The organism is Vibrio sp. H11, from assembly GCF_004804295.1.
Taxonomy (GTDB): domain Bacteria; phylum Pseudomonadota; class Gammaproteobacteria; order Enterobacterales; family Vibrionaceae; genus Vibrio; species Vibrio ostreae.
Genome location: NZ_SSHN01000004.1, coordinates 365,633 through 390,714 on the forward strand (window position 1 = coordinate 365,633; position 25,082 = coordinate 390,714).

Annotated in this window: 26 protein-coding genes; 11 read left to right on the plus strand and 15 right to left on the minus strand. The window is 50.9% G+C overall.

All coding sequences use genetic code 11. The annotated features are described in order from the left end of the window. Nucleotides 1-56 precede the first annotated feature (56 nt). From rlmA to E6C74_RS08695, 3 genes are all read left to right on the plus strand, one after another. Nucleotides 57-881 carry a 23S rRNA (guanine(745)-N(1))-methyltransferase gene (rlmA, locus tag E6C74_RS08685; protein WP_136484306.1) on the plus strand — a complete coding sequence of 275 codons (825 nt, stop codon included), beginning with the start codon at nucleotides 57-59 and terminating at the stop codon, nucleotides 879-881. A 174-nt stretch (nucleotides 882-1,055) separates the two neighbouring features. Beyond that, nucleotides 1,056-1,976 (plus strand): ChaN family lipoprotein, encoded by a 921-nt coding sequence (locus E6C74_RS08690; RefSeq protein ID WP_136484307.1) that lies wholly within the window; start codon nucleotides 1,056-1,058, stop codon nucleotides 1,974-1,976. Between the two features lie 168 nt (nucleotides 1,977-2,144). After that, nucleotides 2,145-2,510 carry a hypothetical protein gene (locus E6C74_RS08695; RefSeq protein ID WP_136484308.1) on the plus strand — a complete coding sequence of 122 codons (366 nt, stop codon included), beginning with the start codon at nucleotides 2,145-2,147 and terminating at the stop codon, nucleotides 2,508-2,510. Between the two features lie 68 nt (nucleotides 2,511-2,578). On the opposite strand, the gene E6C74_RS08700 is transcribed toward E6C74_RS08695, so the two are convergent. Continuing rightward, on the minus strand, nucleotides 2,579-3,142 hold the full coding sequence (locus tag E6C74_RS08700) for an SOS response-associated peptidase family protein (protein WP_136484309.1): 564 nt from the start codon (nucleotides 3,140-3,142) through the stop codon (nucleotides 2,579-2,581). A gap of 549 nt (nucleotides 3,143-3,691) precedes the next feature. Here E6C74_RS08700 and E6C74_RS08705 point away from each other — a divergent pair. The 5 genes from E6C74_RS08705 to E6C74_RS08725 all read left to right on the plus strand — a co-directional run bounded on the left by E6C74_RS08705 (nucleotide 3,692) and on the right by E6C74_RS08725 (nucleotide 8,735). Continuing rightward, on the plus strand, nucleotides 3,692-3,868 hold the full coding sequence (locus E6C74_RS08705) for a DUF4223 family protein (protein ID WP_136484310.1): 177 nt from the start codon (nucleotides 3,692-3,694) through the stop codon (nucleotides 3,866-3,868). Between the two features lie 250 nt (nucleotides 3,869-4,118). Then, entirely contained in the window at nucleotides 4,119-4,796 is a 678-nt protein-coding gene (locus E6C74_RS08710) for a cupin domain-containing protein (RefSeq protein WP_136484311.1), read from the plus strand. Between the two features lie 490 nt (nucleotides 4,797-5,286). Further along, nucleotides 5,287-5,814 carry a sugar dehydrogenase complex small subunit gene (locus E6C74_RS08715; protein ID WP_168796990.1) on the plus strand — a complete coding sequence of 176 codons (528 nt, stop codon included), beginning with the start codon at nucleotides 5,287-5,289 and terminating at the stop codon, nucleotides 5,812-5,814. Continuing rightward, on the plus strand, nucleotides 5,814-7,394 hold the full coding sequence (locus tag E6C74_RS08720; RefSeq protein ID WP_136484313.1) for a GMC family oxidoreductase: 1,581 nt from the start codon (nucleotides 5,814-5,816) through the stop codon (nucleotides 7,392-7,394). Before E6C74_RS08715 ends, E6C74_RS08720 begins: the two co-directional genes overlap by 1 nt. Before the next feature lie 3 nt (nucleotides 7,395-7,397). Then, nucleotides 7,398-8,735 carry a cytochrome c gene (locus E6C74_RS08725; protein WP_136484314.1) on the plus strand — a complete coding sequence of 446 codons (1,338 nt, stop codon included), beginning with the start codon at nucleotides 7,398-7,400 and terminating at the stop codon, nucleotides 8,733-8,735. Nucleotides 8,736-8,850: 115 nt separating this feature from the next. Here the strand turns inward: E6C74_RS08725 and E6C74_RS08730 are convergent, their stop codons facing one another. After that, on the minus strand, nucleotides 8,851-10,203 hold the full coding sequence (locus tag E6C74_RS08730; RefSeq protein ID WP_136484315.1) for a sigma-54 dependent transcriptional regulator: 1,353 nt from the start codon (nucleotides 10,201-10,203) through the stop codon (nucleotides 8,851-8,853). Next, nucleotides 10,200-11,654 carry a HAMP domain-containing sensor histidine kinase gene (locus E6C74_RS08735; protein WP_136484316.1) on the minus strand — a complete coding sequence of 485 codons (1,455 nt, stop codon included), beginning with the start codon at nucleotides 11,652-11,654 and terminating at the stop codon, nucleotides 10,200-10,202. The genes E6C74_RS08730 and E6C74_RS08735 overlap by 4 nt, the downstream gene beginning before the upstream one ends. A gap of 363 nt (nucleotides 11,655-12,017) precedes the next feature. Here E6C74_RS08735 and E6C74_RS08740 point away from each other — a divergent pair, with 363 nt between their 5' ends. Next, nucleotides 12,018-12,413, plus strand: coding sequence for a DUF4168 domain-containing protein (locus E6C74_RS08740; protein ID WP_136484317.1), 396 nt, complete (start codon nucleotides 12,018-12,020; stop codon nucleotides 12,411-12,413). 75 nt (nucleotides 12,414-12,488) lie between these two features. On the opposite strand, the gene E6C74_RS08745 is transcribed toward E6C74_RS08740, so the two are convergent. From E6C74_RS08745 to E6C74_RS08760, 4 genes are all read right to left on the minus strand, one after another. Then, entirely contained in the window at nucleotides 12,489-12,800 is a 312-nt protein-coding gene (locus E6C74_RS08745) for a hypothetical protein (protein ID WP_136484318.1), read from the minus strand. Nucleotides 12,801-12,802: 2 nt separating this feature from the next. Beyond that, complete coding sequence (locus tag E6C74_RS08750) at nucleotides 12,803-13,474, minus strand: hypothetical protein (RefSeq protein ID WP_136484319.1); 672 nt, start codon at nucleotides 13,472-13,474, stop codon at nucleotides 12,803-12,805. Beyond that, entirely contained in the window at nucleotides 13,467-15,803 is a 2,337-nt protein-coding gene (locus E6C74_RS08755) for a starch-binding protein (protein WP_136484320.1), read from the minus strand. Before E6C74_RS08755 ends, E6C74_RS08750 begins: the two co-directional genes overlap by 8 nt. A gap of 481 nt (nucleotides 15,804-16,284) precedes the next feature. After that, a complete protein-coding gene (locus E6C74_RS08760) occupies nucleotides 16,285-16,725 on the minus strand; it encodes a YcgN family cysteine cluster protein (RefSeq protein ID WP_136484321.1) in 441 nt (146 codons plus the stop codon). Nucleotides 16,726-16,881: 156 nt separating this feature from the next. Between E6C74_RS08760 and E6C74_RS08765 the strand changes: the two genes are divergently transcribed. Then, entirely contained in the window at nucleotides 16,882-17,130 is a 249-nt protein-coding gene (locus E6C74_RS08765; RefSeq protein ID WP_136484402.1) for a YkgJ family cysteine cluster protein, read from the plus strand. 66 nt (nucleotides 17,131-17,196) lie between these two features. On the opposite strand, the gene recR is transcribed toward E6C74_RS08765, so the two are convergent. The 7 genes from recR to E6C74_RS08800 form a co-directional block, all read right to left on the minus strand. Beyond that, nucleotides 17,197-17,796: a recombination mediator RecR gene (recR, locus tag E6C74_RS08770; protein WP_136484322.1), complete on the minus strand. Its 600-nt coding sequence runs from the start codon at nucleotides 17,794-17,796 to the stop codon at nucleotides 17,197-17,199. Between the two features lie 15 nt (nucleotides 17,797-17,811). Further along, a complete protein-coding gene (locus E6C74_RS08775) occupies nucleotides 17,812-18,141 on the minus strand; it encodes a YbaB/EbfC family nucleoid-associated protein (RefSeq protein WP_136484323.1) in 330 nt (109 codons plus the stop codon). 77 nt (nucleotides 18,142-18,218) lie between these two features. Then, nucleotides 18,219-20,333 (minus strand): DNA polymerase III subunit gamma/tau, encoded by a 2,115-nt coding sequence (dnaX, locus tag E6C74_RS08780; protein ID WP_136484324.1) that lies wholly within the window; start codon nucleotides 20,331-20,333, stop codon nucleotides 18,219-18,221. Nucleotides 20,334-20,346: 13 nt separating this feature from the next. Continuing rightward, nucleotides 20,347-20,892 carry an adenine phosphoribosyltransferase gene (gene apt, locus E6C74_RS08785; RefSeq protein ID WP_136484325.1) on the minus strand — a complete coding sequence of 182 codons (546 nt, stop codon included), beginning with the start codon at nucleotides 20,890-20,892 and terminating at the stop codon, nucleotides 20,347-20,349. Nucleotides 20,893-21,027: 135 nt separating this feature from the next. After that, nucleotides 21,028-21,432, minus strand: coding sequence for a YbaN family protein (locus tag E6C74_RS08790; RefSeq protein ID WP_136484326.1), 405 nt, complete (start codon nucleotides 21,430-21,432; stop codon nucleotides 21,028-21,030). Nucleotides 21,433-21,522: 90 nt separating this feature from the next. Then, nucleotides 21,523-21,654: a hypothetical protein gene (locus E6C74_RS21205; RefSeq protein ID WP_136484327.1), complete on the minus strand. Its 132-nt coding sequence runs from the start codon at nucleotides 21,652-21,654 to the stop codon at nucleotides 21,523-21,525. Nucleotides 21,655-22,130: 476 nt separating this feature from the next. After that, nucleotides 22,131-23,234 carry a response regulator gene (locus E6C74_RS08800; protein ID WP_136484328.1) on the minus strand — a complete coding sequence of 368 codons (1,104 nt, stop codon included), beginning with the start codon at nucleotides 23,232-23,234 and terminating at the stop codon, nucleotides 22,131-22,133. A gap of 251 nt (nucleotides 23,235-23,485) precedes the next feature. Here E6C74_RS08800 and E6C74_RS08805 point away from each other — a divergent pair, with 251 nt between their 5' ends. Then, the gene (locus E6C74_RS08805) at nucleotides 23,486-24,361 is read left to right on the plus strand and encodes a LysR family transcriptional regulator (protein WP_136484329.1); all 876 of its coding nucleotides are present in this window, start codon (nucleotides 23,486-23,488) and stop codon (nucleotides 24,359-24,361) included. A gap of 98 nt (nucleotides 24,362-24,459) precedes the next feature. Here E6C74_RS08805 and E6C74_RS08810 read toward each other — a convergent pair whose 3' ends face one another. Beyond that, nucleotides 24,460-25,008 (minus strand): NAD(P)H nitroreductase, encoded by a 549-nt coding sequence (locus tag E6C74_RS08810; protein ID WP_136484330.1) that lies wholly within the window; start codon nucleotides 25,006-25,008, stop codon nucleotides 24,460-24,462. Nucleotides 25,009-25,082: the final 74 nt, after the last annotated feature.

A 25,082-nucleotide genomic window follows, 5' to 3' on the forward strand; every position in this document is an offset into this window, starting at 1 on the left:
CATTCCGGCCGGAATTGGTATAGAATGAGCGCTTTGATTTTTTAGCCGAGATGACCATGTCTTATCAGTGTCCCCTTTGTCAGCACTCTTTGCAGCTAACCGACCGTACTTACACCTGTGATAACCGCCATCAGTTCGATATGGCGAAAGAGGGCTATGTCAACCTCATGCCGGTTCAGCACAAGCGTTCCAAAGATCCGGGTGACAACAAGGAGATGATGCAGGCAAGACGCCGTTTTCTCGAAGCCGGACATTACCATCCGATGCGTGCAGAAGTCGCGCGTTTATGCGCAGAAGCCCTGCAAGGCAGCGAACACCAACTGCTCGACATCGGTTGCGGCGAAGGTTACTACACAACATTTGTGGCCGATACACTGCTTGCCCAGACGGCGCAAGCGCAAGTACACGGTCTGGATATCTCTAAAATCGCGATTCGTTACGCAGCCAAACGCTATCATAACTGCCAGTTCGTGGTTGCCTCCAGCCACCGACTGCCGTTTGCAGACCAGTCTCTGGACGCAATTGTGCGTATTTACGCCCCTTGCAAAGCTGAAGAGCTGCAACGCTGCGTAAAAGACAACGGCGTAGTCATCACCGTAACCCCGGCAGGCCGCCACCTGTACCAGTTTAAGCAAGGCATCTATCAGGACGTGCGCCTGCATGAAGAAGAGCCGGAGCAGATCGATGGCTTTGTGCTGGAAACCCAGCAAAAGCTTAATTATCCGATGACGCTTGATGGCGAGCAGGCCTTTGATCTGCTGCAAATGACACCGTTTGCCTGGCGCGCCAGTGAAGCATTCAAAGCAGAAGTGAAATCAGCGACGCAGTTCGAGTGTGAAGCCGACTTTATGATTCGCGTCTACCGGAAAACAAATTCCTAATTCACCGCACTGAGCCCGTGCTCCGGCAGTACTATTCATTGACTCTGGAAACATGGCACCTTGACTTCAGCAGTAGCAGCGCAGGACATGCTCTCCATCTCAGCTTCACATGGTGCGTTTGCAATTCCTTGCCGACTCACTCACCATGCAGTGAACCTAAACGGAGAGTTTGCGATGCGCGCTATTATTTACTGGTTGAGCAGTATGATATTGCTGGGCTGTACCTCGACCCGGCCTGTCCAGCATTTTTATGATTACCAACTGGCCACGCCGCACGGCAAGCCTCTCACCCTGACGCTACTTCCCGCAACCTTGGCAGCCGCCGACGTGATACTGGTCGGCGAATGGCACACCCACCCCGGCATCCATCGTTTCCAGACGGATTTGTTATATCATTTGCTGCAACAAAAACGACCGGTTGCTCTGTCGATGGAACAATTTGATCGCTCCGCTCAACCGACCCTTAATCAGTATCTGCGTGGTGACATCGGCGAACAATACCTCATCAAACAAACGAAAGCCTGGCCGAATTACCAAAGTGACTATCGTCCTCTGGTCGAGCTGGCCAAACAGTATCAGGCTCCGGTCATCGCCGCAAATGCGCCGCAAGATATTGTACGCTGTATCGGGCGGCAAGGCCCCGAATACGTTGATCGTCTGGACAGCAAGCAGAGAACCTGGATCGCTCGCGAGGCAGATAGCTCTGATTCACCTTATAAACAGCGCTTTATGGCCTCGATGCACCATGGTACAGAGCAGCAAAACGAACGTCAGTTTGCCGCGCAAATCACCTGGGATGAAACCATGGCAGAGAGTATCAGCGATTATCTGCTTACCCATCCCGGACATCAGGTCATGCATATTGCCGGACTGTTTCACACTCAAGAGGGGCTAGGTATTGCCGCGGCACTACAGCGCCGCCTGCCGGATATCCATATCCTCATTATCACCCCAGTGAGCGAGATAACAGCCGACCACAGCGACTATCAGCTGCAGGTGTTAGCGCCACCCGTACGCTATATCCAGCCAGAGCATCAACGCCAGGCATTTCAAGCCTTAGCCCAACGTAACGATGATCTGCAGTGTAACCCTTAAGGCTCACCTTAGATGAAGTCACGGCCTCTGGCGTGTCTCTCTCGTGGTTAAGGCACATTCTTTGCTTATTGAAGTCATCATGACCCCTGCGACAATCTGAGAAAAAAGTGCAAAAGTTTTTCCTCGCCCTGTCGATATTATGACTGTAGCAAGATTAAGGAGAGATGTATGAATCCAGTAGGTGTAGGCGCAGCGCAGCTGCACACTACTCAGACGGTGAAATCTCAGGCTCCGGTAAACACCGAAACCAAGGCTGAAAACCAGTCAGCCGCACCGCTCAAGGTAGAACAAAATAAAGTGACTTTGTCTGATGAAGGTAAAGCCTTGCTGGCTGCTCTGAAAGATATCGAACAGGGTGAAAAGCCGGACATCAAAGACAAATCGCTTGGCGACAAAGTCGAGTCTTTCACTTATGGGGCTCTGGGCATGGACCGTCCCGACGATGTGAAGAAAGATGATGATTCGTCCTACTCGGCAGGGAAATATCTTTCTGCAGCGGCCACAGTTGGCAGCTTGCTTCTTTTACTGGCATAAAGAGAAATTGACTCGCATAACTCGTGATTGGCGTAACGGGCAGGAGTATGGAGAACTGACTCCATCATTTACTCCGCCCTAATCGCCAGTGGCTGAGCATACACTTCAGTCAACAGCGCAAAAAACTGCTCAGGATGCCCCGCGATCCAGGTCATCGCCGCTTGCGGTTGAATCAGCAGCGGCATCCGTGCGTGATAATCACGGCACTCCGGATTCGCTGACGTTGTTAAGGTCACCAAACGTTGGCCATTCTCCAGCGCAATACCCGCCATGTAGAGCACATCATCGTGCCTGGAAGCAAAGTGAAACTTGTGTTTTTTGCCCTGTTCTTCACGCCATTCATACCACCCCGAGCAAGGTACAACCACCCGGTGCTGTTCAAATGCTGCGGCAAACGTTGCTTTCACCGCCACCGTTTCAGCCTGAGCATTGATAACCAGCGATTTGGCCCAGTAAGGCTGAGTACCCCAGATCAAGTCAAGTTGACCGACTTCGCCATGACTTACAGCCACCGTCGCTACGGTTTGCGTCGGTCGCAGATCATGATTTGTTCTGGCGGTAAAACGGATGCCGAACATCTCACTAACCAGTCGGTTGAGCGGATCATCGATAACATTCAATCGGCCACACATATGTTTGTCTCTTTATGATGCCAATAGTAAGTGTAGAAGAAAATAGTGCAAAGAATGAGGTCGTGAAATAACAGCCTGGGCAATTCATGCCCGCTAGCACTATTTTAAAATAACGGAAAAACTCATCCCCCCTAACGGAAAATTTATTTCCGTACGGTAAAAAGGCCAGAAAAATGCACGCAAACCAATAAGAACAACAGACACTAATTAAGAAACACCTTAATTAAATATACACACCTTGAAAACCAAATAACTAATTAACAACAATAAAAACAAGCCCAAAAATTAAACAAAACAGCGTAATTTACCGTACTGTAAATGGTAAATATATTGGTTATAGACAACAGATGTATTATTAACATTATCAGTAATAAGTCATGAAATGATTACATTACTTCGTAAATCCACTGCATAAATGATTAATCAATAATTAAAATATTCATTATCCGGAAGTAATGTAACGATTATATAATAAAACTAAATTAAGACATGGACATTATTATTCATGTAATCTAATTTGCGCACTTCAACAAACCAAGGAGTATTATAATGAAATCTTTTTCTAAAGTTGCAAAATTAACGTTGGTTGGTGCTGCGTTGGCTATTCTTGCTGGTTGTACTGGTACCACTTACAACAAAGAGAAAAACTGCTCAGAAGATTACCTAATCCACCCTGCGATTTCTATCCCTTCAGTAATCGGAGCTTGTGACTCAGTTAATAAATAACTGTCACTACATGCTGATTTTGCAAAAACCCGCTCTCAAGGCGGGTTTTTCTGTTTACTGCTCCTTGCCCACTCAATATGCCCGACCAGCGCCTCCGCTTTCCACGCTTTGATCCTCGCTCCTGCGCGTGACCACAGCCAAGGTACACTTGATCCCATCACACCACTCTTATATTTTACCTCTCTGACCCTTCAACCAGCCTGACTATCCGCTTGATTGGCGCCGGACAGGTCTACTCAGGATAAAAATCATGCACATCAACGCCGACTTTGCTCTGCCTGTATTCATCACCCCCCAACAATATCAATGGGTATTGTCGACCCAATCCGGCGTCGAGCGCATGATGCTGGACAGAATCGGAGCGGAAAAAGCCCGCGCCACCAGCATAGTAAAATACGCACCGGAATCTGTCTTTCCGCAACATGCCCATCCCGGCGGAGAAGAAATTCTGGTTCTGAGCGGTACCTTTTCTGATCAGAGCGGAGATTATCCGGCGGGGTGGTACCTGAGAAACCCACCCGGTACCGCGCACAGTCCGCATAGCAAATCAGGGGCAACCATCTTTGTAAAACTATGGCAAATGGGTGCCGCAGACACTGAGACGGTACGTATCAATACCCTTGATGCACAAAACTGGCGTCAGGCCGATGACGGGCGCCAGATCTGCCCACTTTATGACAATGGCTTGGAACGCGTCAGCCTGCAAAAACTGAACGCGCAACAGCCAATTCTGGCTGCGCAGGCCACGCCTTCAGAATGGTTAATATTGGCAGGTGATGTACGCAGCTATGAGCAGATTTACGGGGCCGGCAGTTGGATCAGATTGCCGGCTGGCCATGTTGTGGATTTGATGTCAGGCCCGGATGGTGTCACCTTTTATGTCAAACAGGGTGAATTTGCCAATATTGAATTCGCTACTCAATATTGACGCCATTATTCGGTGTGAGTGTTACCGCTCGCTAAGGCCTGTCCTTTGGTATTAAATCAATAGTATTAGTATGGTTTATTATCCATTTCCTCAACCATAAACGTCACTTCGCGACTTATGTTTCAGTGGTCCAATTTGATTGACAGATCCAGAGGAGTAGACTTGCGCCGCGCATTAATAATGAAATGCGCCGCAAAAATAAGACGATTAATCAAATAATCGTCCATATAAATATAAAAAAACCTCTCATAACCCTACGTTATTGATCTGCTCTTAATGCGGTTAAAATAGTCGGTTACCCTGTTTAAACACGGTGATCCGCTCCGTGCTGCCAGTGCATATTGGCCAACACATAAAAAAGACTCTGCTACACTCATTATTGTCGCACTGCGAACTATTCTCACAAGTTATAGTTTCATCGGCAAAATAGTTCAGCACTTCATCATTATTATTCTAAAAAACATTTAAATGTTAGGAATCAATGGAAGCTATGAATAAAAAATCTCCCCACCTGGAGACATCGGCTCAACAGATGTCACGCAGGAACATACTCAAAGGGGTAGCGTCAATCGGCTTGCTTTCGCTTGTTGCTCCGCTGCCTCTGAGCGTACTGGCTCAGGAATCGGCCTCCGCCGATCCTATTGCTTTGTTCACTCTTGTGTCAGAACGACTGACTCAGCATCAGAACCTGTCCCCCATCCTCTCTGAACGTTTCTTTCAGGCACTGCAGGCGCGTAACCCAGATTTTGAAGCCCATCTGAAATTATTGGTTAAAGAGATGGCGCAAATCGAGACTCGCTTGCTGGCGACTACGCTGTCGCCTTCGGCGCAGCAAACCGCCAAGTCCATCATTTCAGCCTGGTATACCGGTATTGTCGGTACCGGACTTGATGCTCAGGTCATCACGTACCGCCACGCGCTGCAATTTAATGCCGTCGATGATGTCCTGGAGATCCGTTCTTACTGCCCTAACAAGCCCGGATTCTGGGCCGCTAAACCAATCGAGAGGAAAGCATAATGACCACCACCCAACAAGCAGATGTCGTCGTTGTAGGTTCAGGCGTTGCGGGCGGACTGGTCGCGCACCAACTGGCGCTGGCCGGTAAATCCGTCATCATTCTCGAAGCCGGTCCGCGTTACTCGCGTGGCGAAATTGTCGAACGTTTCCGTAACCATCCGAACAAAATGGACTTCATGGCGCCGTACCCGTCAACGCCCTATGCGCCTCATCCGGAATTTAATCCGGACAACGGCTATCTGGTACAAAAGGGCGAGCAGGCCTATGACGCACAGTATATTCGTGCGGTCGGCGGTACGACCTGGCACTGGGCCGGTTCGGCATGGCGTTTTATCCCGTCCGACTTCAAACTGAAATCGATTTACGGTGTTGGTCGTGACTGGCCACTGGAATACAAAGACCTTGAACTATGGTATCAGCGCGCCGAAGAAGAGCTTGGCGTCTGGGGGCCAGCGGATGAAGAACTGGGGTCACCGCGCTCCAAGCCGTATCCGATGGCCCCGCTGCCAATTTCTTACAACGAAAAAGTGATTAAAGATCGTCTCAATGACAATGGATTTTATGTCGTCACTGAGCCGGTCGCGCGTAACAGTCGCCCGTACGACAACCGCCCGACGTGCTGCGGTAACAACAACTGTATGCCGATCTGTCCGATTGGTGCGATGTACAACGGCATTACCCACGTTGAGAAAGCCGAAGCCGCCGGTGCCAAGCTGATCGATAAAGCGGTGGTGTACAAGATTGAAAAAGGTGCCGACAACCGTATTGTTGCCGTGCATTACAAGACCCCGGACGGTGAATCGGTCAAAGTCGAAGGAAAATACTTCGTTCTGGCCGCCAACGGAATCGAAACACCCAAACTAATGCTGATGTCCGATGTGGGTAACAGCTCAGACATGGTTGGCCGTAACCTGATGGACCACCCGGGCACCGGTATCCGCTTCTTCGCTGACGAGAAATTATGGCCAGGTCGCGGCGCGCAGGAGATGACATCAATCATTGGCTGGCGTGACGGTGATTTCCGCTCTGAATACGCGGGTAAGAAAATTCACCTGTCGAACCTGTCTCGTACTGATCAGATGACGCAGGAAATTCTGGCGCAGGATCGTCTGCTCCTGGGTAACGTGCTGGATAATGAGATCCGTGATAAAGCCGCTCGATACGTCCAGTTCGACAGCTTCCACGAACTGCTGCCGCATCCGGAAAACCGCATTGTCGCCAGCAGTTCAAAAGACGCAATGGGCATTGCCAAACCTGAGTTCTACTACGCGATTGATGACTACGTTAAACGCAGTGCGGTTCACACCCGTGAAGCTTACACTAAGATTGCTCAGCTGATGGGGGGCACTGAGATCCAGTACAGCGACGACTTCTCGAACAACCAGCACATTTGTGGCACCGTTATCATGGGTGACAACCCGAAAGACAGTGTGGTGGATAAAGACTGCCGAACTCACGATCACGATAACCTGTTTATCGCCAGTTCCGGCACCATGCCAACCGTGGGCACCGTCAACTGTACCCTGACTATCGCCGCATTGTCGCTGCGTATTGCAGCCACGCTGAACAAGGAGGTGTAAGCCATGACACTGAAACGGTTAATCCTGTCAGTAATTGCACTGGCTGTCATCGTCTTTGGCCTGATTGTCACTGGTATCTGGGGGCCAAGCGGTCACAATCCGGCACCGGAGCAACAAGTACAAACCACGCAAACGCCGCCAGGCATGAGCCGGGGTGAATACGTGGCGAAAATGTCTGACTGTACGGCCTGTCATACCACCGAGAAAGACAAACCTTTCGCCGGCGGTCTGGGCATGCCACTGCCAATCGGTACACTGTATTCGACTAATATTACCCCGGATAAAGAAACCGGTATTGGCAATTATTCGCTCGACGACTTCAAGCGCGTGCTGCGTGAAGGGGTGCGTAAAGATGGCGGTCACCTGTATCCGGCCATGCCGTATACCGAGTACACCAAGCTGTCCGACAACGACATCGCAGCCATGTACGATTACTTTATGAACTCGGTGCAACCGGTCAAACAAGCCAACCGTCCGAATGATATTCCTGCGCTGCTGTCGATGCGCTGGCCACTGGCTATCTGGAACTGGATGTTCCACGAGCAAGGCGCTTACCAGACGCAGCAGGACAAAGGAGCAGAGTGGAACCGTGGCGCTTACCTGGTGCAAGGTTCAACCCACTGTGGTACCTGTCACACTCCGCGCGGCGTCGCGATGCAGACCACGGCCAATGATGAAACCGAAACCGGCTTCCTGTCAGGCGCTGATCTGGCCGGCTGGCATGCATTCAATATCAGCAATGATAACGCCAATGGTCTGGGTGACTGGAGCAATGACGAGATTGTCCAGTATCTGAAAACCGGTTCAGTGGCAGGCAAAGCTCAGGCGGCAGGTCCGATGGCTGAAGCGGTGGAAAACAGCTTCCGTTTCCTGACGGATGATGATCTCAATGCCATCGCAGTTTACCTGCGCTCAGTACCGGGCGTGTCTGAGGGCAGCACATCACGTTATGCACAGGGCGAAGCGGTGGCTCAGGATCTGCAACTGCGCGGTCTGCCAATCGAAACCACGCGTGAAGAGATGCCAGGAGAATACCTCTACATGGCCAACTGCAGCACCTGTCACGATGCGGACGGCAGCGGCTCTCCGGATGGTTACTACCCGTCGGTGTACCACAACAGCGTGGTGGGTAGCGAGAAAAGCGGCAACCTGATCCAGGTCGTACTGCACGGCGTGAAACGCGATACCAATGACGGTGAAGTGTTTATGCCCGCCTTCGGCCAGCATCTGTCTGATGACCAAATCGCCACTCTGGTTAACTTCCTGACCGATACTTATGGTCAGGGCAACGCTCAGGTTGAGCCACAAGATGTCGCCGAACTGCGCGCCACTGCCGAGTAAGTGCTCAGTCAGTGAAAAGCAAGTAAGTGATGAGGGAGCAGGTGTCTGCTCCCTTTTTTGTTAGCGTGTATTGACAGCAATGATGTCGCGCAATCAGTCTCTTATTTGATTGCCCTCAATCTTTGGAAATTGACTCTTCGGCCTGCGCCTCTTCCAGCCAGCGGTACAAGGTCCGGCGTGTCACGCCGAGGATCTGTGCCGCCTGCGCTTTGTTACCCTGGGTCTTTTGCATCACGTAGTGCACATAGTCTTGCTGCAGCGACAACAGTGGCGGCATGGCCTCAGACGATAAGCCCTCAAATACATTTTTCAACGCAGAGTCCTGCGACTGGCGCATACGTTGCGGCAGATGTTCCGGCATGATCTCTTCACCATCACAAAATACCGCGGCACGTTCTATCGCGTTTTGCAGCTCGCGCACATTACCGGGAAAACCGTAATTGAGCAGGAGTCGCCATGCCGCCTGACTGAGTTGATGTGCCTGCGTTTTACCCTTTTGCTGTTGCTGAGTCATAAAGTAACGGGTGAGCAGTGCAATGTCATCGCCGCGCTGACGGAGCGGTGGTACCTGCAGGGTGAAGGTTTCCAGCCGGAAAAACAGGTCTTCACGGAACTGATTCTCAGCCACCATGGCTTCCGGATCTCGGTGGGTAGCAGCGATAATGCGCACATCAACCGCCACTTCTTTATCACTACCGACCGGACGCACCGTGCCTTCCTGTAATACCCGCAGCAGTTTCGCTTGCAGCGCGAGCGGCATTTCACCAATTTCATCCAAGAGTAGCGTACCGCCCTGCGCTTCGCGCAGCAGGCCCTGCCGGGACTTGCCCGCACCGGTATACGCCCCGGCCGCATGTCCGAAAAACTCGCTTTCTAACAGCTCGTTGGGGATACCGGCACAGTTCACTGCCAGAAACGGCCCTTGCTTGCGCTCACTCTGCTGATGAATCGCTTTCGCCACCAGCTCTTTACCGGTGCCACTCTCACCCAGCACCAGCACCGGACTGTCAGCCCGCGCAACCTGTTCGATACTTTTGAACAGACTTTGCATCACAGTACTTTCACCCAATATGCCGTGAAAACGGCGTCCGCCGATACTTTCTTTTAACTGACGATGCTCTAGTAAGCGGCGTACCGTTAGCAGGCAGTGGTCCATATCAAACGGTTTGGTCAGAAAGTCGTCCGCCCCGGCTTTAAGCGCCTGCACGGCCTGGTCGACCGAACCAAACGCCGTGATGAGCAACATCGCCGGCGCATTGTTCATCGCCTTCACCACAGGCAGCAGAGTGATACCGTTACGCCCCGGCAGACGCAAATCAGAAATCACCAAATCAACATTGGTCGTGGCCAGAAGTGGCTCGGCGGCTTCTACACAATCGACCACCGTAACCTGATAGCCTTCGGCTTCAAGCTCTTCACACAACAATTCCGCCAGATCGGCATCATCTTCCACTAATAAAATATTCATGCTTTCACTTCCTCAGGAAAACGCAGTGACACTTGCAGACCGCCCGTCTGAGCATGGCTTAAACGCAACTCACCGTGATGATCGCTCACGATATTATGCACAATCGCCAAGCCTAACCCTGTGCCCTGCCCTTTGGGTTTGGTGGTAAAAAACGGCTCCAGCAGTCGCTGTGGATCGAGTTCAGCGTCAATACCAGCGCCATCATCCCACACCGACAGAGACCAGCTATCCGCATCGCTTTGATAACTCACGCCGACCTGAGAAACGGCCGCCTGACAGGCATTGCGCAATAAGTTCACCAACAGCAGCTCAAAGCGGGCCGGATCGACCGTGACGCTGACCTCAGGCGGGATATCCACTGTAATTTTCGGAGGCACAGATGCCAGTTCATGTTTGATTGAATCCACCGCAGCCTGCACCGATTCACGCAGCTCAATCGCTTCACGCTGTGCACCGCTGCGTGAAAAATCCAGCAGTTGATGGACAATGCGGGTCAGACGCTGCACCTGGCCACGAATGGCACTGAGTTCATGTTGTGCTGACTCTTGCTGATGATGCCGGCTAAGACGACGTGCCCGGCCATCAATCACATTGAGCGGCGCGCCGAGTTCATGCGCGATACCACTGACTAAACGCCCCAAAGCCGCCATCCGTTCCTGACGTTCCAGCTGCTGGTTTAGGGTTGCTTCCTGTTGGCGGTGTGCGGCAATCGCCTGCTGAGCCTGTTCGATATCATCCAGCATCTGGTTAAACGCCTCGGCAATCGTGCCCAGCTCAGTGGCACCCGATTGCGGCGCCCGCACTCCCAGCTGTCCGCGGCCCACATCCGCCATGACGTTGGTTAAGTTCGCCACCTGGCGGCCGACCGCCTGCCGATAGCCGAGCAGTACAATACCCAGCGTCAGCAACCCCACTACACCCCAGCAACCCCACGCCCAGAAAATGATGCGGTCCATGGTGGCAGAGAAATCACTGGCACGGCGAGTCACTTCCACCATGCTGGAGATTTTGCCGGTTTCATCGGTCACCGGCACAAAATGGGAAAACACCCGGCGACCGGCCTGATGCTGGTAGGCATCACCATCCTGACCAACGCGCACCAACTGTTCAGCCAACGGGTTATCGGTACTGTCTTCCTGGCCGGCAATACCGGCTGCTGCGATACGCTGACCATCTTCGTTATAAACCGACGCGCCATACACCTGCCCGAGAGAAAACACCGCATCCAGCGTACGCCGAACCGTGGCTAAATCCCCCTGGTTAATCGCTTCACCGATGGGCACCCGGATGGCGCGCGCGATCAATTTAATGTCATCTTTGAGCTTACGCGTCTGCTGCTCAGCCATGTAATGAGTACCAATTCCTATCGAGGCTCCGGATAGCGCCCATAACGGCACAAACACCAACAGCAATATGCGCATGGTTAAGGTCATGCGATACTTTTTCTTCACAAGTGCCTCCGTACCCGTCTTTATTCAACTCAATCTCCCTTACGGTGACTGTCTCTTAAGGTCACTTTCTTAAGGAAAACCGCTGTTCAGGGGCAGGATGCCCATAATTTGCTGAGTCGATGCATTTACTTCGGGCCCCTGTTTGTCCCCGCTCACCCGCTTCACGCGAGTGTATACTTTTGTCACAACCGACAGATTCAACCGTATCACAAGGACACATTACGGCTCACAATACGCAGGTCAAATTCATGTCAAAACTACAATTAATTCAATATAAACAAATAGATAACTTTAGATTTGAAAAATTGGCAAGGTTCTCGCAATAGTTAGAGCGAATCACATAAAACGGAAGGAAGTTCTATTATGCGCAAACTAACCATGACCGCCCTGATGACTGCAATGCTAGCCTCTGTCACTGCCACCTCGGCATTTGCTGCCCAAGAGGGACAGGCACAGCAGCAACAACAGCAAGCTGCTGCACCTCAGCAAGCTCAACCGATTGAAGTTAACGACGAGCAACTGGAGCAGTTTGCCGAGGCTCAGGCATCCGTCAATGAGATCCGTGTTGACGCGATGACCAAACTGAAAAACAGTGAAGATCCAAAAGAAGCACAAGAGATTCAGCAGCAAGCCAACCAGGAAATGGTTGATGCCGTGCAGGACACCGGTTTGTCCGTAGAAGATTACAACCTGATCGCGCGTGCCGTGCAGAACGACACTTCACTGCAATCGCGCTTACAACAGATGAGCGAAGGTTAATGACCTATTGGCCGATATAAACAAGGGAGCCGCGCGGCTCCCTTTTCTTATGGTTAACTATAATTAGCAGCCAAGTTACTTGAGATATTTTCCCGGCTCTCCGATTTGTCCGCTACCGTTGAGTACCCAGATCCTGACCGAATATGCCGGTACAGTAAACGACAAAGACCCACCAGACACTTGCCTGGTTTCACCGGACACCACATCGGTGTACGAGCCATTCATCACCTGGCTCATCGTCACTTTCTGGTCACTGCCCGCAGCAAGCCCGACCAAGGCATAACTGCCCTCCGAGCTCAAATCGCGAATAAAACTGATACCCGCCCCCCACTCATTCACTGCACTCATCGGCGCTTTTTGCAAAGCAGGCACTGCAGCCCGGAGCATATTCAGTCGTTTGATCGGTGGAAGCCTGTTATGTGCGCGACCGGAGCCTGATTAATCTCACCGGTTTTCACCAGTGTGTAAGCCAGTGTCTGTTCATTCACCTCGACATCATAGGCTCCGGAAACAGCAGTGACGATATCGTCGCCCGAGAACTCCAGCACACCGTCTTGGTTAGTGTCACCGTAGTTTTGCGTCCAGTCTCCGAGCACGTCAAACTTAAAGCGCTGATTCGGCTGGCCGTCGAAGTTAACCGCCACTCGCCAGACATTTTCCGCTACACGCTGCATTGGCGTCACAGCCCAATCATTGGCCGTTCCACGAAAATAGAGCTGACTAAACACTGGCTCGCTCTGCGTCGCACAACTGTCAACCGGCTCTGCCAAAACCTGTTTGCTGCTGGCGTTAAACGTAATCGAAACAACCTGATTACTACTGACGATATAGTCGCTGGCAGGATAACTTTCCGCCCAGTCGCCCTCTCGGTCAATTTTAAAACGCGGCCCACCCGTCGCATCACCTTGGTTGAATACTTGGCATATTTGATAAATATCTCCGCCCAAGGCTCTCATTTGGGCTGCGGCCCAATCGTTGGAAGTACCGCGGTAATACCACTGTGCTGACAACGGCGAAGATATCATCGCGAGCCCTAGCGTGCTCAATAGGAATTTATTCATGTGCAGTGCCCACCAATGAGTTACTAACGGTGATCTGCTTAGTCACACTGTTAAAATCAATTTGGTAACTCGCATTGTCACCGACCTGATAATCACTGACCGGATAAGTATCGGTCCAGGTTCCATCATCGATTTTAAAGCGCGCCGGAGATTCCTCGCCCTGAAAACGTTGCACAGTGCTATACAAACCCGTGTCAGCATCATAACGCAGCGCCGTCAGCCCCCAGCCATTCGGAGTTCCGCGGAAGTACCAGGCTTCATCCCCGCCAGCAACTGGCACAGCACCACAACTCGTTAAAGGTTGCCATTGACCTGACTGGTAACACAGGTTTGGCGCAGCCGTGGCTAAATCAGCACTCTGATTGGCTCCGACGCTGCTGAAGATAAGATTCACGCTCTGAACATCCGTGCCAAAATCATAACAGTACAGCCCCTCTTCATGCGTCATGACCACACCTGGCCAGGTCGCATCAGCCACGGGCTCACCAGCCACGACATCCCAGTAGTAAAGGGTTGGCTGAGTATGGCCGGCTGCATTGTCATAACACACTCTACTTTGGGTCACGGGCTCAGGTTCGGTATTTCCACCGTCTTCACTATTCACGGTAAAGCCACAATCCTGCAACGCATACCACTGGCCGTTCGAATAACACTGGCCGGAACTCGCTATCAGGTCATCAGTTTGCTGTGCGCCGTTATCAGAAAAAATCACCTTCACACTGTCAACCACAACGCCTAAGTCATGACAAAAGAAATCACCGTTAGCACTCATCGCCGCACCAGGCCACGAAGCATCGGCGATACTTCCCGCTGGCAGGGCATCCCAGTAGTACAGGTTAGGATGATTCAATCCACTTCGGTTATCGACACACAGCGCAGTGGCGCTGACCGCAGAATCCGGGACAGGAGTCGGTCCTGGCGTTGGGTTACTGCAGCCTGCACAAACTTTAGCGCCCACATGAATCGCCGCCGCATCATACTGAGTCACGGTAAAGTGAGCCCAACCGGACGAATCAACCGCCACCGTCGGACCGTCACAGATCCCGGTTGCCGCATCGTAGTCACCGGCAATCACATTGCAATATTCGCCCTCCGGCATACCGGTTTGAAAACCTTGATCGATGGCTTTGCTGTCATCACGATTAATCACCACAAAGCCTAAGCCGCCACGGCCAAATGCAATCTGGTTATAACCATCATCCCACCAGTTGGTCACACGCCACTCGGCTGCAGTATGATGACGAAACGCCACCATATTGGCAACGCCACGCCATTTGTGCTCACAAACCCAGTTACCGCCGTCAAAGCCACAACTGTTTCCTGAGTGGACACCGGAGGGCGGTGGTCCTGCGTCGAAATTGTTGTTGAAGTAATAACCGGACATTACTTTCGGATAACCATACGGATAAGCCAGGGTAAACACGTTCCCTAACATGTATAAATTACCGAAATCCTGATGACTTAAAACCTGGCCCGGGTTATGACGCTCTTCATCATGGTTAGTCACAAACGTCACCGCATTTTCACTCGACAGCCATCCACTCCAACTGCCGATTCCCTGCAACTGATTAATACCACCCTGCTTAAATCTCGGTCCAATCGTGCGGGCAAAATTAAATTCCGTCACATCACCAATATAAGTATATTCACTTGGCTGAACCGGCTCACCGCCGGCACCAATCACTTCCTGAAAGATATACGGTGAACCATTTAACTTACTTTTAATCGCGGCAATATCCGCGGCAGGTATATGTTTCGCAGCATCAATTCTGAAACCAGCCACCCCCATACTGATAGCATCATTCATATAATCCGCGATTTTCTGGCGCACATATTCCGATTCGGTTTTTAAGTCATTCAGACCGACTAAATCACAATTTTGAATCGACCATCGGTCGGAATAATTAATATCGCTGGTACAAGTATGAAAGTCATTCGCGCCAAAAGGCACTTCAGGAAAAGAACGATTCCCCGCTGCCATATGATTGATGACCGCATCCAGATAAATATCGACACCCGCAGCATTACAACGCTGCACCATGCTTTGAAATTCTTGCCGGTTACCACTGCGTCCTTCAAATGAGTAGCTTACAGGCTGGTATCTTGACCACCAGGCAGGGTTATCAACACTTTTTTGCGGTGGTGATACCTGAACAGCCGCAAATCCCTTCGGCCCCAAAAAGGTTTCGCATTCGGTTGCAATATCGTTCCACTGCCATTCAAACAAATGTACGAATGTCGACCCGGGTACTTGATTTGCGAATGTAACAGAGGGAAAGGCCAGCCCGGTAATAATTAACCCTGCGGCCAAGCTTAGCTTGGTTTTCATTTTTATTCCTTATTTTCAAATTTATTGTCAAATAACATCAACAAATAGAAATTAAGGTAGGTGTAAATTCATTCTTTGCTATAAGTTGTTTTATTTCAACGTGAGCAAAATCATGAATGGTACTGAATATAAATATCAATATTAGATCAATATCACCGAACGTATATATAGCCAGTGAACATTATCGCTGAAAAATTTCAAACATATACTTATCAATATATTATTATGATTTTTAAAATATTATTTAAAAATCAAATTCCAATCACAGATTGCGGGGGCTACATAAAGTGATCTGGCCGACACAAGGTTAATATCCATCTCCGCCTTTCCAAACTAATTGAATATTGTGTCTGTGGCATTTATTGATGTTCTTGCGCGAAAAAACATGAGAGCCAAGAGCTGGCACATAACGTCCATCTGGCGATGTTCTTAGTTTAACTAAGGGTTAGCCAAATGCTAACCCTGATAATCTATTGATACCTTACTGCCTGTTCGGGTGATTCAAAATGTGATCTTCCCAGTCCACCACGTCAATCTCGTACACCACTTTATTGCGTACGCTTTCGCCGGCGGCGTGCATGGCGGCTTTGGAGCCGGTGATCAGCGGGTGCCACTTTGGTAGGGTTTCACCGTCGGCCAAGAGGCGGTACGCGCAGGTGTCCGGCAGCCAGTGGAATTCATCGATCTTGTCGCGAGTCAGCTTGAGGCACTCTTCGCCTGAGCTGAAACGGTTCGGGTAATCTTTGCAAGAGCAGGTTTCGCTGTTTAACCAGCTGCACGCGACATTGGTGTAATACACCTCGTCTGAGTCTTCGTCCATCAGCTTGTGCAGGCAGCATTTGCCGCAACCATCACACAGGGATTCCCACTCTGCTTCGGTCATTTGATCCAGGGTTTTGCTTTGCCAAAATGGAGTGCTCATAACGTCTGTTTTTCCTGTCTTGTTTCAGGGGGACGATTTATACCCTCCTGCCCTACAAAGTTCAAGGATAAATATTCTGCGATCCCGCTGCGAGCCGCGACGATTTCTGTTAGGATCGCCGCCCTTATTGAGCGAACACACAAAAGTAGGTAAATGATGGAATGTAGACTGGGTTGCGGCGCATGCTGTATTGCGCCGAGTATTTCTTCCCCGATTCCGGGTATGCCCGATGGTAAGCCGGCCGGTGTGCGCTGTATTCAGCTCAATGATGACAATTTATGTAAGCTGTTTGGCAAGGCGGAGCGCCCTAAAGTATGCCACCAGTTCAAACCGTGCCCGAGTGTGTGCGGCAGCACTAATCAGCAGGCACTGGACAATATCACCGAACTAGAACAGCTGACCTGAGCCTCACGCTCAAACGCAGCTCAGATTGAGAGATTAAAAAACCGCGCCATGATGCGCGGTTTTTTATTACAGTTTTTGTCGGCCCAGCAGCGAGTGAGACAAGGTGGTCCCGTCGACCAGCTCCAGTTCACCGCCCACCGGTACACCGTGGGCAATACGGCTGGCTGAGACATCGTGCTCGCGGCACAACTCTGCGATGTAGTGCGCCGTTGCTTCACCTTCCACCGTCGGGTTGGTGGCCAGAATCACTTCGGTCACGTCACCACGTTGCAAGCGAAAATCGAGCACGTCCAGGCCAATATCACTCGGCCCGATACCATCCAGCGGTGACAGGTGGCCCATCAGCACGAAATAGCGACCGGAGTACTGACCTGTGGCTTCTACCGCCGCAATATCTGCCGGGCTTTCCACCACACAGATCTGGCCGTTTTCCTGACGCTTCGGATTTTGACAAATATGGCAAATGTCCTCCTCAGTAAAGGTACGACATTCGCTGCAATGGCCGATTTCAACCATTGCCTGACTCAGAGCATCTGCCAGTTGCAGGCCACCTTTACGGTCTCTCTGCAACAAATGAAAGGCCATACGCTGCGCTGACTTGGGGCCAACCCCAGGCAGACAACGTAAGGCCTCCATCAAATGCTCCAGCATATGACTGGTGCGCATTAAACTGACTCGTAATTAAAACGGCATTTTCATACCCGGTGGTAGTTGCATACCTCCGGTAACGCTTGCCATTTTTTCTTTCTGAGTTTCTTCAACGCGACGCGCCGCATCGTTAAATGCGGCTGCAATCAGGTCTTCCAGCATTTCTTTGTCGTCTTCCATCAGGCTGTCGTCGATTTCGACACGACGTACGCTGTGACTGCCAGTGATAGTGACTTTAACCAGGCCAGCACCAGATTCACCGGTGATTTCCATGTTTGCAATTTCTTCTTGAAGCTTTTGCATGCGATCTTGCATCTGTTGGGCTTGCTTCATCAGGTTGCCCATTCCGCCTTTACCAAACATCTTTATCTCTCTGGTTTATCTCATTGTTTCACATACTGTGGGGGTAATTGAGCGAAATCTCAAGTCCACAGTCGCAGTTATATCGGTCTAACACTGTCTTTATCGAGAGCAGCGCTAAAACGGCGTTCAATAAATTGTACGTTAGGATCTGCCACAAGGTTATCAATCGCCTGTGAAAGTTTGCTCTGATACAGGCGCTCTCTCAATTCCAGCGGCGTTTCGCCCTCTTCACCAATAGTCACCGACAATTGACACTCTTCATTAAGTTGGTCATTTAATGCCTGCAGAAGTTCACTCTGGGCACGGTCGGTGTTGAGGTGGGCATGAGTCGCACGCAGAGTCAGCTCAATGGTTGCCCCCTGTTTACGGTAAGTCGAGTTAAGTGCTAACTGTTCCACCAGCTTAGGCGTATTGAGGCGCTGGATAAGGGCAGCCCACTCATCCTGGGCATTCGCCTCATCGATAAGCTTTTGCGTCATCTCCGGCGTTTTTTCATGCTCCAGCGCGCGTTTAATCTGGGTTGGAGTCAGCTCATTTTTTTGTGGCGCTTCAATCGGCGCTTCTTGCATCGGGCGCCACTGGTAAGCTTCATCACTCGGCGCTTGATCTTCGCTCTGCTGCGCAGTATAGGGCGACATCTGCGCGGCATGCTGACCACGCTGGGCTACACGCTCAAGAACCGAAACCGGCTTGGCAGATGTCGCATCAGACTTTTTTGTATCATTACCCTTTTGCGCTAGCCCCTGACGCTGCGAGCGCAGTTGATGACGCAGCCCTGCAACCGGTGATGCCGGCGGAGCTTGTTGTGGGGTAACCTGAACCTGCTGCGCTGGCTGAGGTGCCGGTTCTGAACTATCAGATGGCATTGGCTGCTGATAGCCACCGCTTTCCGTCGAATTGGCTGGCATGCTTTGCGGGTTCGCAGGCATGCTTGGCTGAGTAGCCGGAGCATAGCCGGATGCCGGTTCTGAAGGCTGCGTCGCCGCTTGAGCCTGAACCGCCTGCGGCTGAGCGGCCGGAGTGTGTGTCGTATCCGCAGGAGCCGATTGCGGCCGGGCAATCTGCTGTGCAGCCGGCTGCGGCGCAATTACATTTGCCAGCGAGGCCTGTGATGGACGAAATGCCATCATACGCAGCGCAATCATCTCAATCCCGATACGCGGGGTGGGTGACAGCGCCAGATCATCCCGGCCTTTGAGCGCGATTTGGTAATAGAGTTGGACATCCTGCGGCGCCAATGCTTTGGCGAGCCACTGGATTTGCTCAGCATCCGGCTGCGCTTTATCGACACTGGAAGGCAGCGCCTGATACATGGCAACACGGTGCAATTGAGTCGCGAGCTGTTGCAACAGACCATCCCACTCAACCCCGTTTTGCGCCAGAGCGTCGATACGCTCCATCACGGTTTGTGGTTGCTGACTGCTGATGGCCTGGAGCAGATGGAGTGCCTGATCAGTATCGAGCGTGCCGAGCATATGTGCCACAACATCTTTCTGTACCTGACCATTACCCAAAGCAATGGCCTGATCGGTCAGGCTGAGCGCATCACGCATACTGCCATCGGCAGCGTGCGCAATCAGTGACAGGGCTTTCGCCTCACTGTCGACCTGCTCTTGCTGCAGAATATGACTGAGCTGCTCAGTAATGGTGTCAACGTTGATCGGTTTGAGGTGAAACTGCAGACAACGCGACAAAATGGTGACCGGCAGTTTTTGCGGATCGGTCGTCGCGAGCAGGAATTTCACATACTCAGGCGGCTCTTCAAGCGTTTTAAGCAAAGCGTTAAAACTGTGGCGCGAAAGCATGTGTACTTCGTCGATCAGGTAGACTTTAAACCGGCCACGGGCCGGTTTGTATTGCACGTTATCCAGCAGTTCGCGCGTATCTTCAACTTTGGTTCGTGAAGCAGCATCGATCTCTAACAGGTCAACAAAACGGCCCTGATCAATCTCTTTACAGGTATCACACTCACCACAAGGGGTAGCCGTAATGCCCGTTTCACAGTTCAGCCCTTTAGCAAACAGACGACCTATGGTCGTTTTACCGACACCGCGTGTTCCGCTGAACAGGTACGCATGGTGGAGACGGTTCTGTGCCAGAGCATTTTCTAAAGCTGTTAATACATGTGCCTGACCCACGACTTCTTTAAATTTTGTGGGCCGCCACTTTCGCGCTAAAGCTAGATAACTCATGAAACCTTCCGATTTAGTGACCTTCAAATTCACAGATGCTGTAAACGTTCAAGCCTAAACCTTCCAGCCGCTTGTCACCACCAATTTCTGGCAGATTGATTACGAACGCCGCATGCTCCACTTCACCGCCCAGTTGACGAATCAGTTTTGCTGTCGCTTCGATGGTACCGCCGGTTGCCAGCAGATCGTCCACCACCAGTACTTTGTCGCCTGGCTGAATAGCGTCTACGTGAATTTCCAGTGTGTCTGTACCGTATTCCAGATCGTAAGTCTGACCCACGGTTTCACGTGGCAGTTTGCCTGGTTTACGAACAGGAACAAAACCTAACCCCAGCTCCAGAGCCAGTGGCGCCCCAAACAGGAAACCACGTGCTTCTGTGCCCACTACCTTGGTGAACCCCATCTCTTTGTAACGATCAACAAACAGCTGGATAGTCGCCTGGTAAGCTTTAGCATCTTCAAGCAGACTGGTCACGTCGCGGAACAAAATGCCCGGCTTTGGATAGTTCTCAATGCTTTTGATGCTGGATTTAATCAGTGAAAGAGTTTCGGTTGTCATAACAAAATTAACTTTGATTGGCCCGACGCGGCATCTCTCCGCTTGGGGTATTTACGGTTTCTGCACTGTAAAAAACTTTCCATGTGCCGAAAAAACAAACGCCCACTCGAAGAGCGGGCACACTTCTCCACAATGCTAGTGATTTTCTTGTTGGTTAGCAACCAGCTCGTGAGTAGGAAGACGCAGAAACACGATAATCAGCACCACTAAACCGACCAACAGCAGACTCTTTAACCAAAGATGAGGAACAACAGCGATAGAAAGCGCAAAGCTGAGGACAATAAATACGCAACCGCGTTGCTTAACCTGCTTCGATACTGCTTTGTTCTGCTGCCAGTTGATAATGATCGGCCCGAACAGCGAATGCTCATGCAACCAGCGATGAAATCTGGGGCTACTGCGGAAAAAACACGCACTGGCCAGCAGAATAAAGGGCGTGGTGGGAAGAAGAGGAAGTATGATACCCAGGACACCCAGGCAAACGCTCAGCACACCAACAACATTGAGTACAGCATGTCGAATATTGATGGTGAACCTCACTTAACTATTGTGCGCGCTACCTGGTCAAAAGCATGGTAGCGCGTTGGTGGAATGAGCGGCAGGCAGCTGTCATTCCAACCTTAACCGATATCAGAACCCGGCGTAACCATTGACCACACGAAGCCAGGTCAGGGTCGCAGGTAAGGTCGGTACTAACAGGGCCAGGATGAAACCTAAAAAGTATAAAACATTATAAGGTTCTTTAAACTCTTTGTCTGCCATGATTCGCTTCTCTGTTGTAGGTGACTTTTTGTTATTGCCGACTTGTTATTGCCGACTCCCGTCTCCAGTAAACCAGCTTATCCCCGACTTTATGGCGACTTACTGCGGAAATCGGCTTGCTACAGCCGGCGTTATCCCAAACCGCACGCCAGGCGGTGGTTAATTATTGACGCTGACTATAACTTAAACAACCCACCATAAACACTGACTATAAACAGGGATATTAGTAACCGGTTAACTGGCTCACATTTGCCTTTGCACGTGATAACCCTGATGCAAACCAGCTCAACTGCTGAAAAGAAAATGCAGGGCCAAAGCCCTGCATCTGACAAAATATGATTGACGTACACTACCCATGTTACCAAAGCAACTAAGTTACCTGAGGTAGCTAAAAGGGTAACTAAAAGCAACCAAAGCAACCAAAGCAACCGAGCCAGTGTCCATCGCTTTGGCCTGCTGTCAGTTGCAGTCTACGATCAGTTATTGCTGCCCTGATAAATGTCCAGCACAAAGCTACAGGATCCGAGACAACTCAACGACAGCTGACAGGCATCGTGAATCAGTAAGTCTTTGGTAATGAAGTTTTTAAGGCAGTTTTCACCCAGGTTCACTCCCGCGGCTATGTGCTGCGTCATGTAACCGTTCGACCACTGGCTATCCAGCCCGGCGGGCAAGAGAGACAAGGTTCCGTCTGACAAATTAGCAACCCCAAACAGAGCCGCGACGGGCTCGGCGCACTCGGAGCATTCCAGTCCACGCTCGACAATCTCCGCCAGATCTTTCAGATCGGCACTAAAACTGCGCAAGTTACGTAAGTAATCATTAAACAGGGCACGGACCAGCAAAGTACTTGCCACCCCTTTGTCGTGGCTACTCGATGAATCCACCACATAAAACGCAAACTGACCATTCATCAGCCACGCATAGTCAAACACTAACGGCATCACATCCGCTGACTGCAACAGACGATAGCTGCATTTCCACGCGCCCTGCGCAGTGTCTTTTTCCGGCAGCAACGCATGTAACAGATCTTTGGCCGCACTCGGGTTGTCTCGCAAATACTCCAGATGCCAGTGCAACTCCTGCTCTTCAGGAATATCACCGCCGCCATCGACCTGGAACCACTGACTGGCAAAATCGCGTTGATCCGCCAAATGGTTACAGGTGTCCTCGAGCGTACTCTCAATGGCACAACTTAAGTGTTCATGATTGCCAATCGGCTTGGCGAGGAAATCTTTAATGCCATAACGCAGCGCTTTGGCAACGTCGGACATTTCGTCGGTGGCCGACACCACAATCATGGGCAGCGACGGATACTCCAGGCTGACCTCTTCCACAAACTCAATACCGTCCAGCACGGGCATCGACAAATCACACAGCACCAAATCCGGTTCGGTCTTCCTCAGTTTCCTCAGCCCGTCCAGTCCGTCTTCAGCTTCCATCACTTTATAGCCTTGCGCAGACAGGTAACCGCTGGTGATACGCCTGAATATCGGGTCGTCATCCACCAGCATAATTAACTTCTCATCTGGCACTTTGGCAGCCGAAATATCTGGCGTTTCGATGTGTGTTTTGTACATAGCTCCCTACCCCACTATGCGTTTGCAATGTGTTTGCTGTTCACAATTTGAATTATTGTTATAAGATGGTTTCTCACGTTACTTAAAAGTAGCCTTGAAATAAGATTTATACAAATATTCCACTTTGCACCTGGGTTGCATACTATATGTATGGAATATCACAAATCGTCCAACAAGTTGACATCACTCAATCTTTGCCTTTGGATATACGTATAAATTACTCAAATTCGTAAAATAATGTGTCAGGAACGATGAAACTAGATGATCTAAACCTTTTTCGACTGGTTGTCGAAAACGGTAGCTACACCGCCACTTCTCGTAAGACGATGATACCTGTAGCGACCATTACCCGACGCATTCAAGCGCTTGAAGATTCGCTGAATCTAAGACTTTTGAATCGCCACGCTCGTAAACTGTCGCTGACCGAAGCCGGTGAACGTTTCTTTAAAGATTGCTCACCCTTGCTGCAGCGCCTGGCTTCCATGACGGAAGAGATTACCGATGAATGTCGTGGTGCCTCCGGTAAAATTAAGATTTCAGCGCCCTACAATTTGACCAAACGCATGATGATGCCGATGTTCAATGACTTCATGCGCGAGTATCCTGAAATCAATATTGAGCTGACCACCAGCAACCATGCGGATCAGCTTGACCCAACCGAATGGGATGTCATTTTCCGGGTCGGACCACAACGAGATTCTAGCCTGATCGCCCGTAAAATCAGCGATGTGAAAGATATTTTGGTCGCAAGCCCGGAGTACCTGGCCACCAATCCGGCGCCAAAACATGCCGAAGATCTGGTGCGTCACTCACTGCTGAAAGGCTACCCGCTGATCAAGTGGCAACTGACCAGCACCAAAGGCGAAGTCGTTACCAACAACGACAAAGGACGCTTTCAGGCCAACGCACTGAATGTCGTGCGCAGCGCCTGCTCCGAAGGTTTAGGCATCACTCTGATGCCAGACGTCATGCTGCGCGAATTTATTGCCGACGGCAGCCTGGTTCGGGTGCTGGAAGACTGGAGTGCTAACCCGCGCGACATCTATATGCTCTACAACCATAAAGACCATCTGCCGGAGAAAGTGCGCTTGTTCATAGATTTCGTGATTGCCTACAACATTCACTAACAGGCTACAGTAACCCAATAAAATGCCAGTAACTTAGCGTTACTGGCATTTTTTGTTCTGGTCCGAACAGAAGGCATACAGGCTGACATTCAGCGCAGTTATAGGTATTCCACAAACTGGCTCAGCTCACGTTCCGGAGCTTTCATCGGAGTGCTGGTCGGGGTCCCAAGATACAGGAAACCGACGATTTCATCTTCACCTTCCAGACCAAATGCCGCACGCACATCGGCATGGAACATCCAGTTACCTGAACGCCAGATCCCCTGATAGCCTTGTGCTACCGCTGCCATTTGCATCGCCTGCACCGCACAGCCAGCCGATAAATGCTGCTCCAGTGCCGGAACTTTCTCATGCGGCGTGACCTTGGCAATCACCGTAATGACCATCGGGGCACGAAACGGCGCATTCTTCAATTTGGTGACCACGGCTTCTTCACTGTTTTCTGCCAGCGCTGCCTTAACCAGAATATCGGACAGTTTCTGCAAACCGCGCCCCTGAGCAATCACAAAGCGCCACGGGGTCAGATTGGCGTGGTCCGGTGCACGCAGGCCCGCGCGAATGATGTTCTCCAGCGCTTTACCTTCCGGCGCAGGTGCTTCCAGTTTGGCGACCGAGCGACGGTTTAACAGCAGTTCAAGAGCGTCCATATTGGGTCCTTCTTAGGTTCTTGATTATTCGGGTAATGCTAGCACACTCGGCAGACAAGTTAGAATACCAGCCA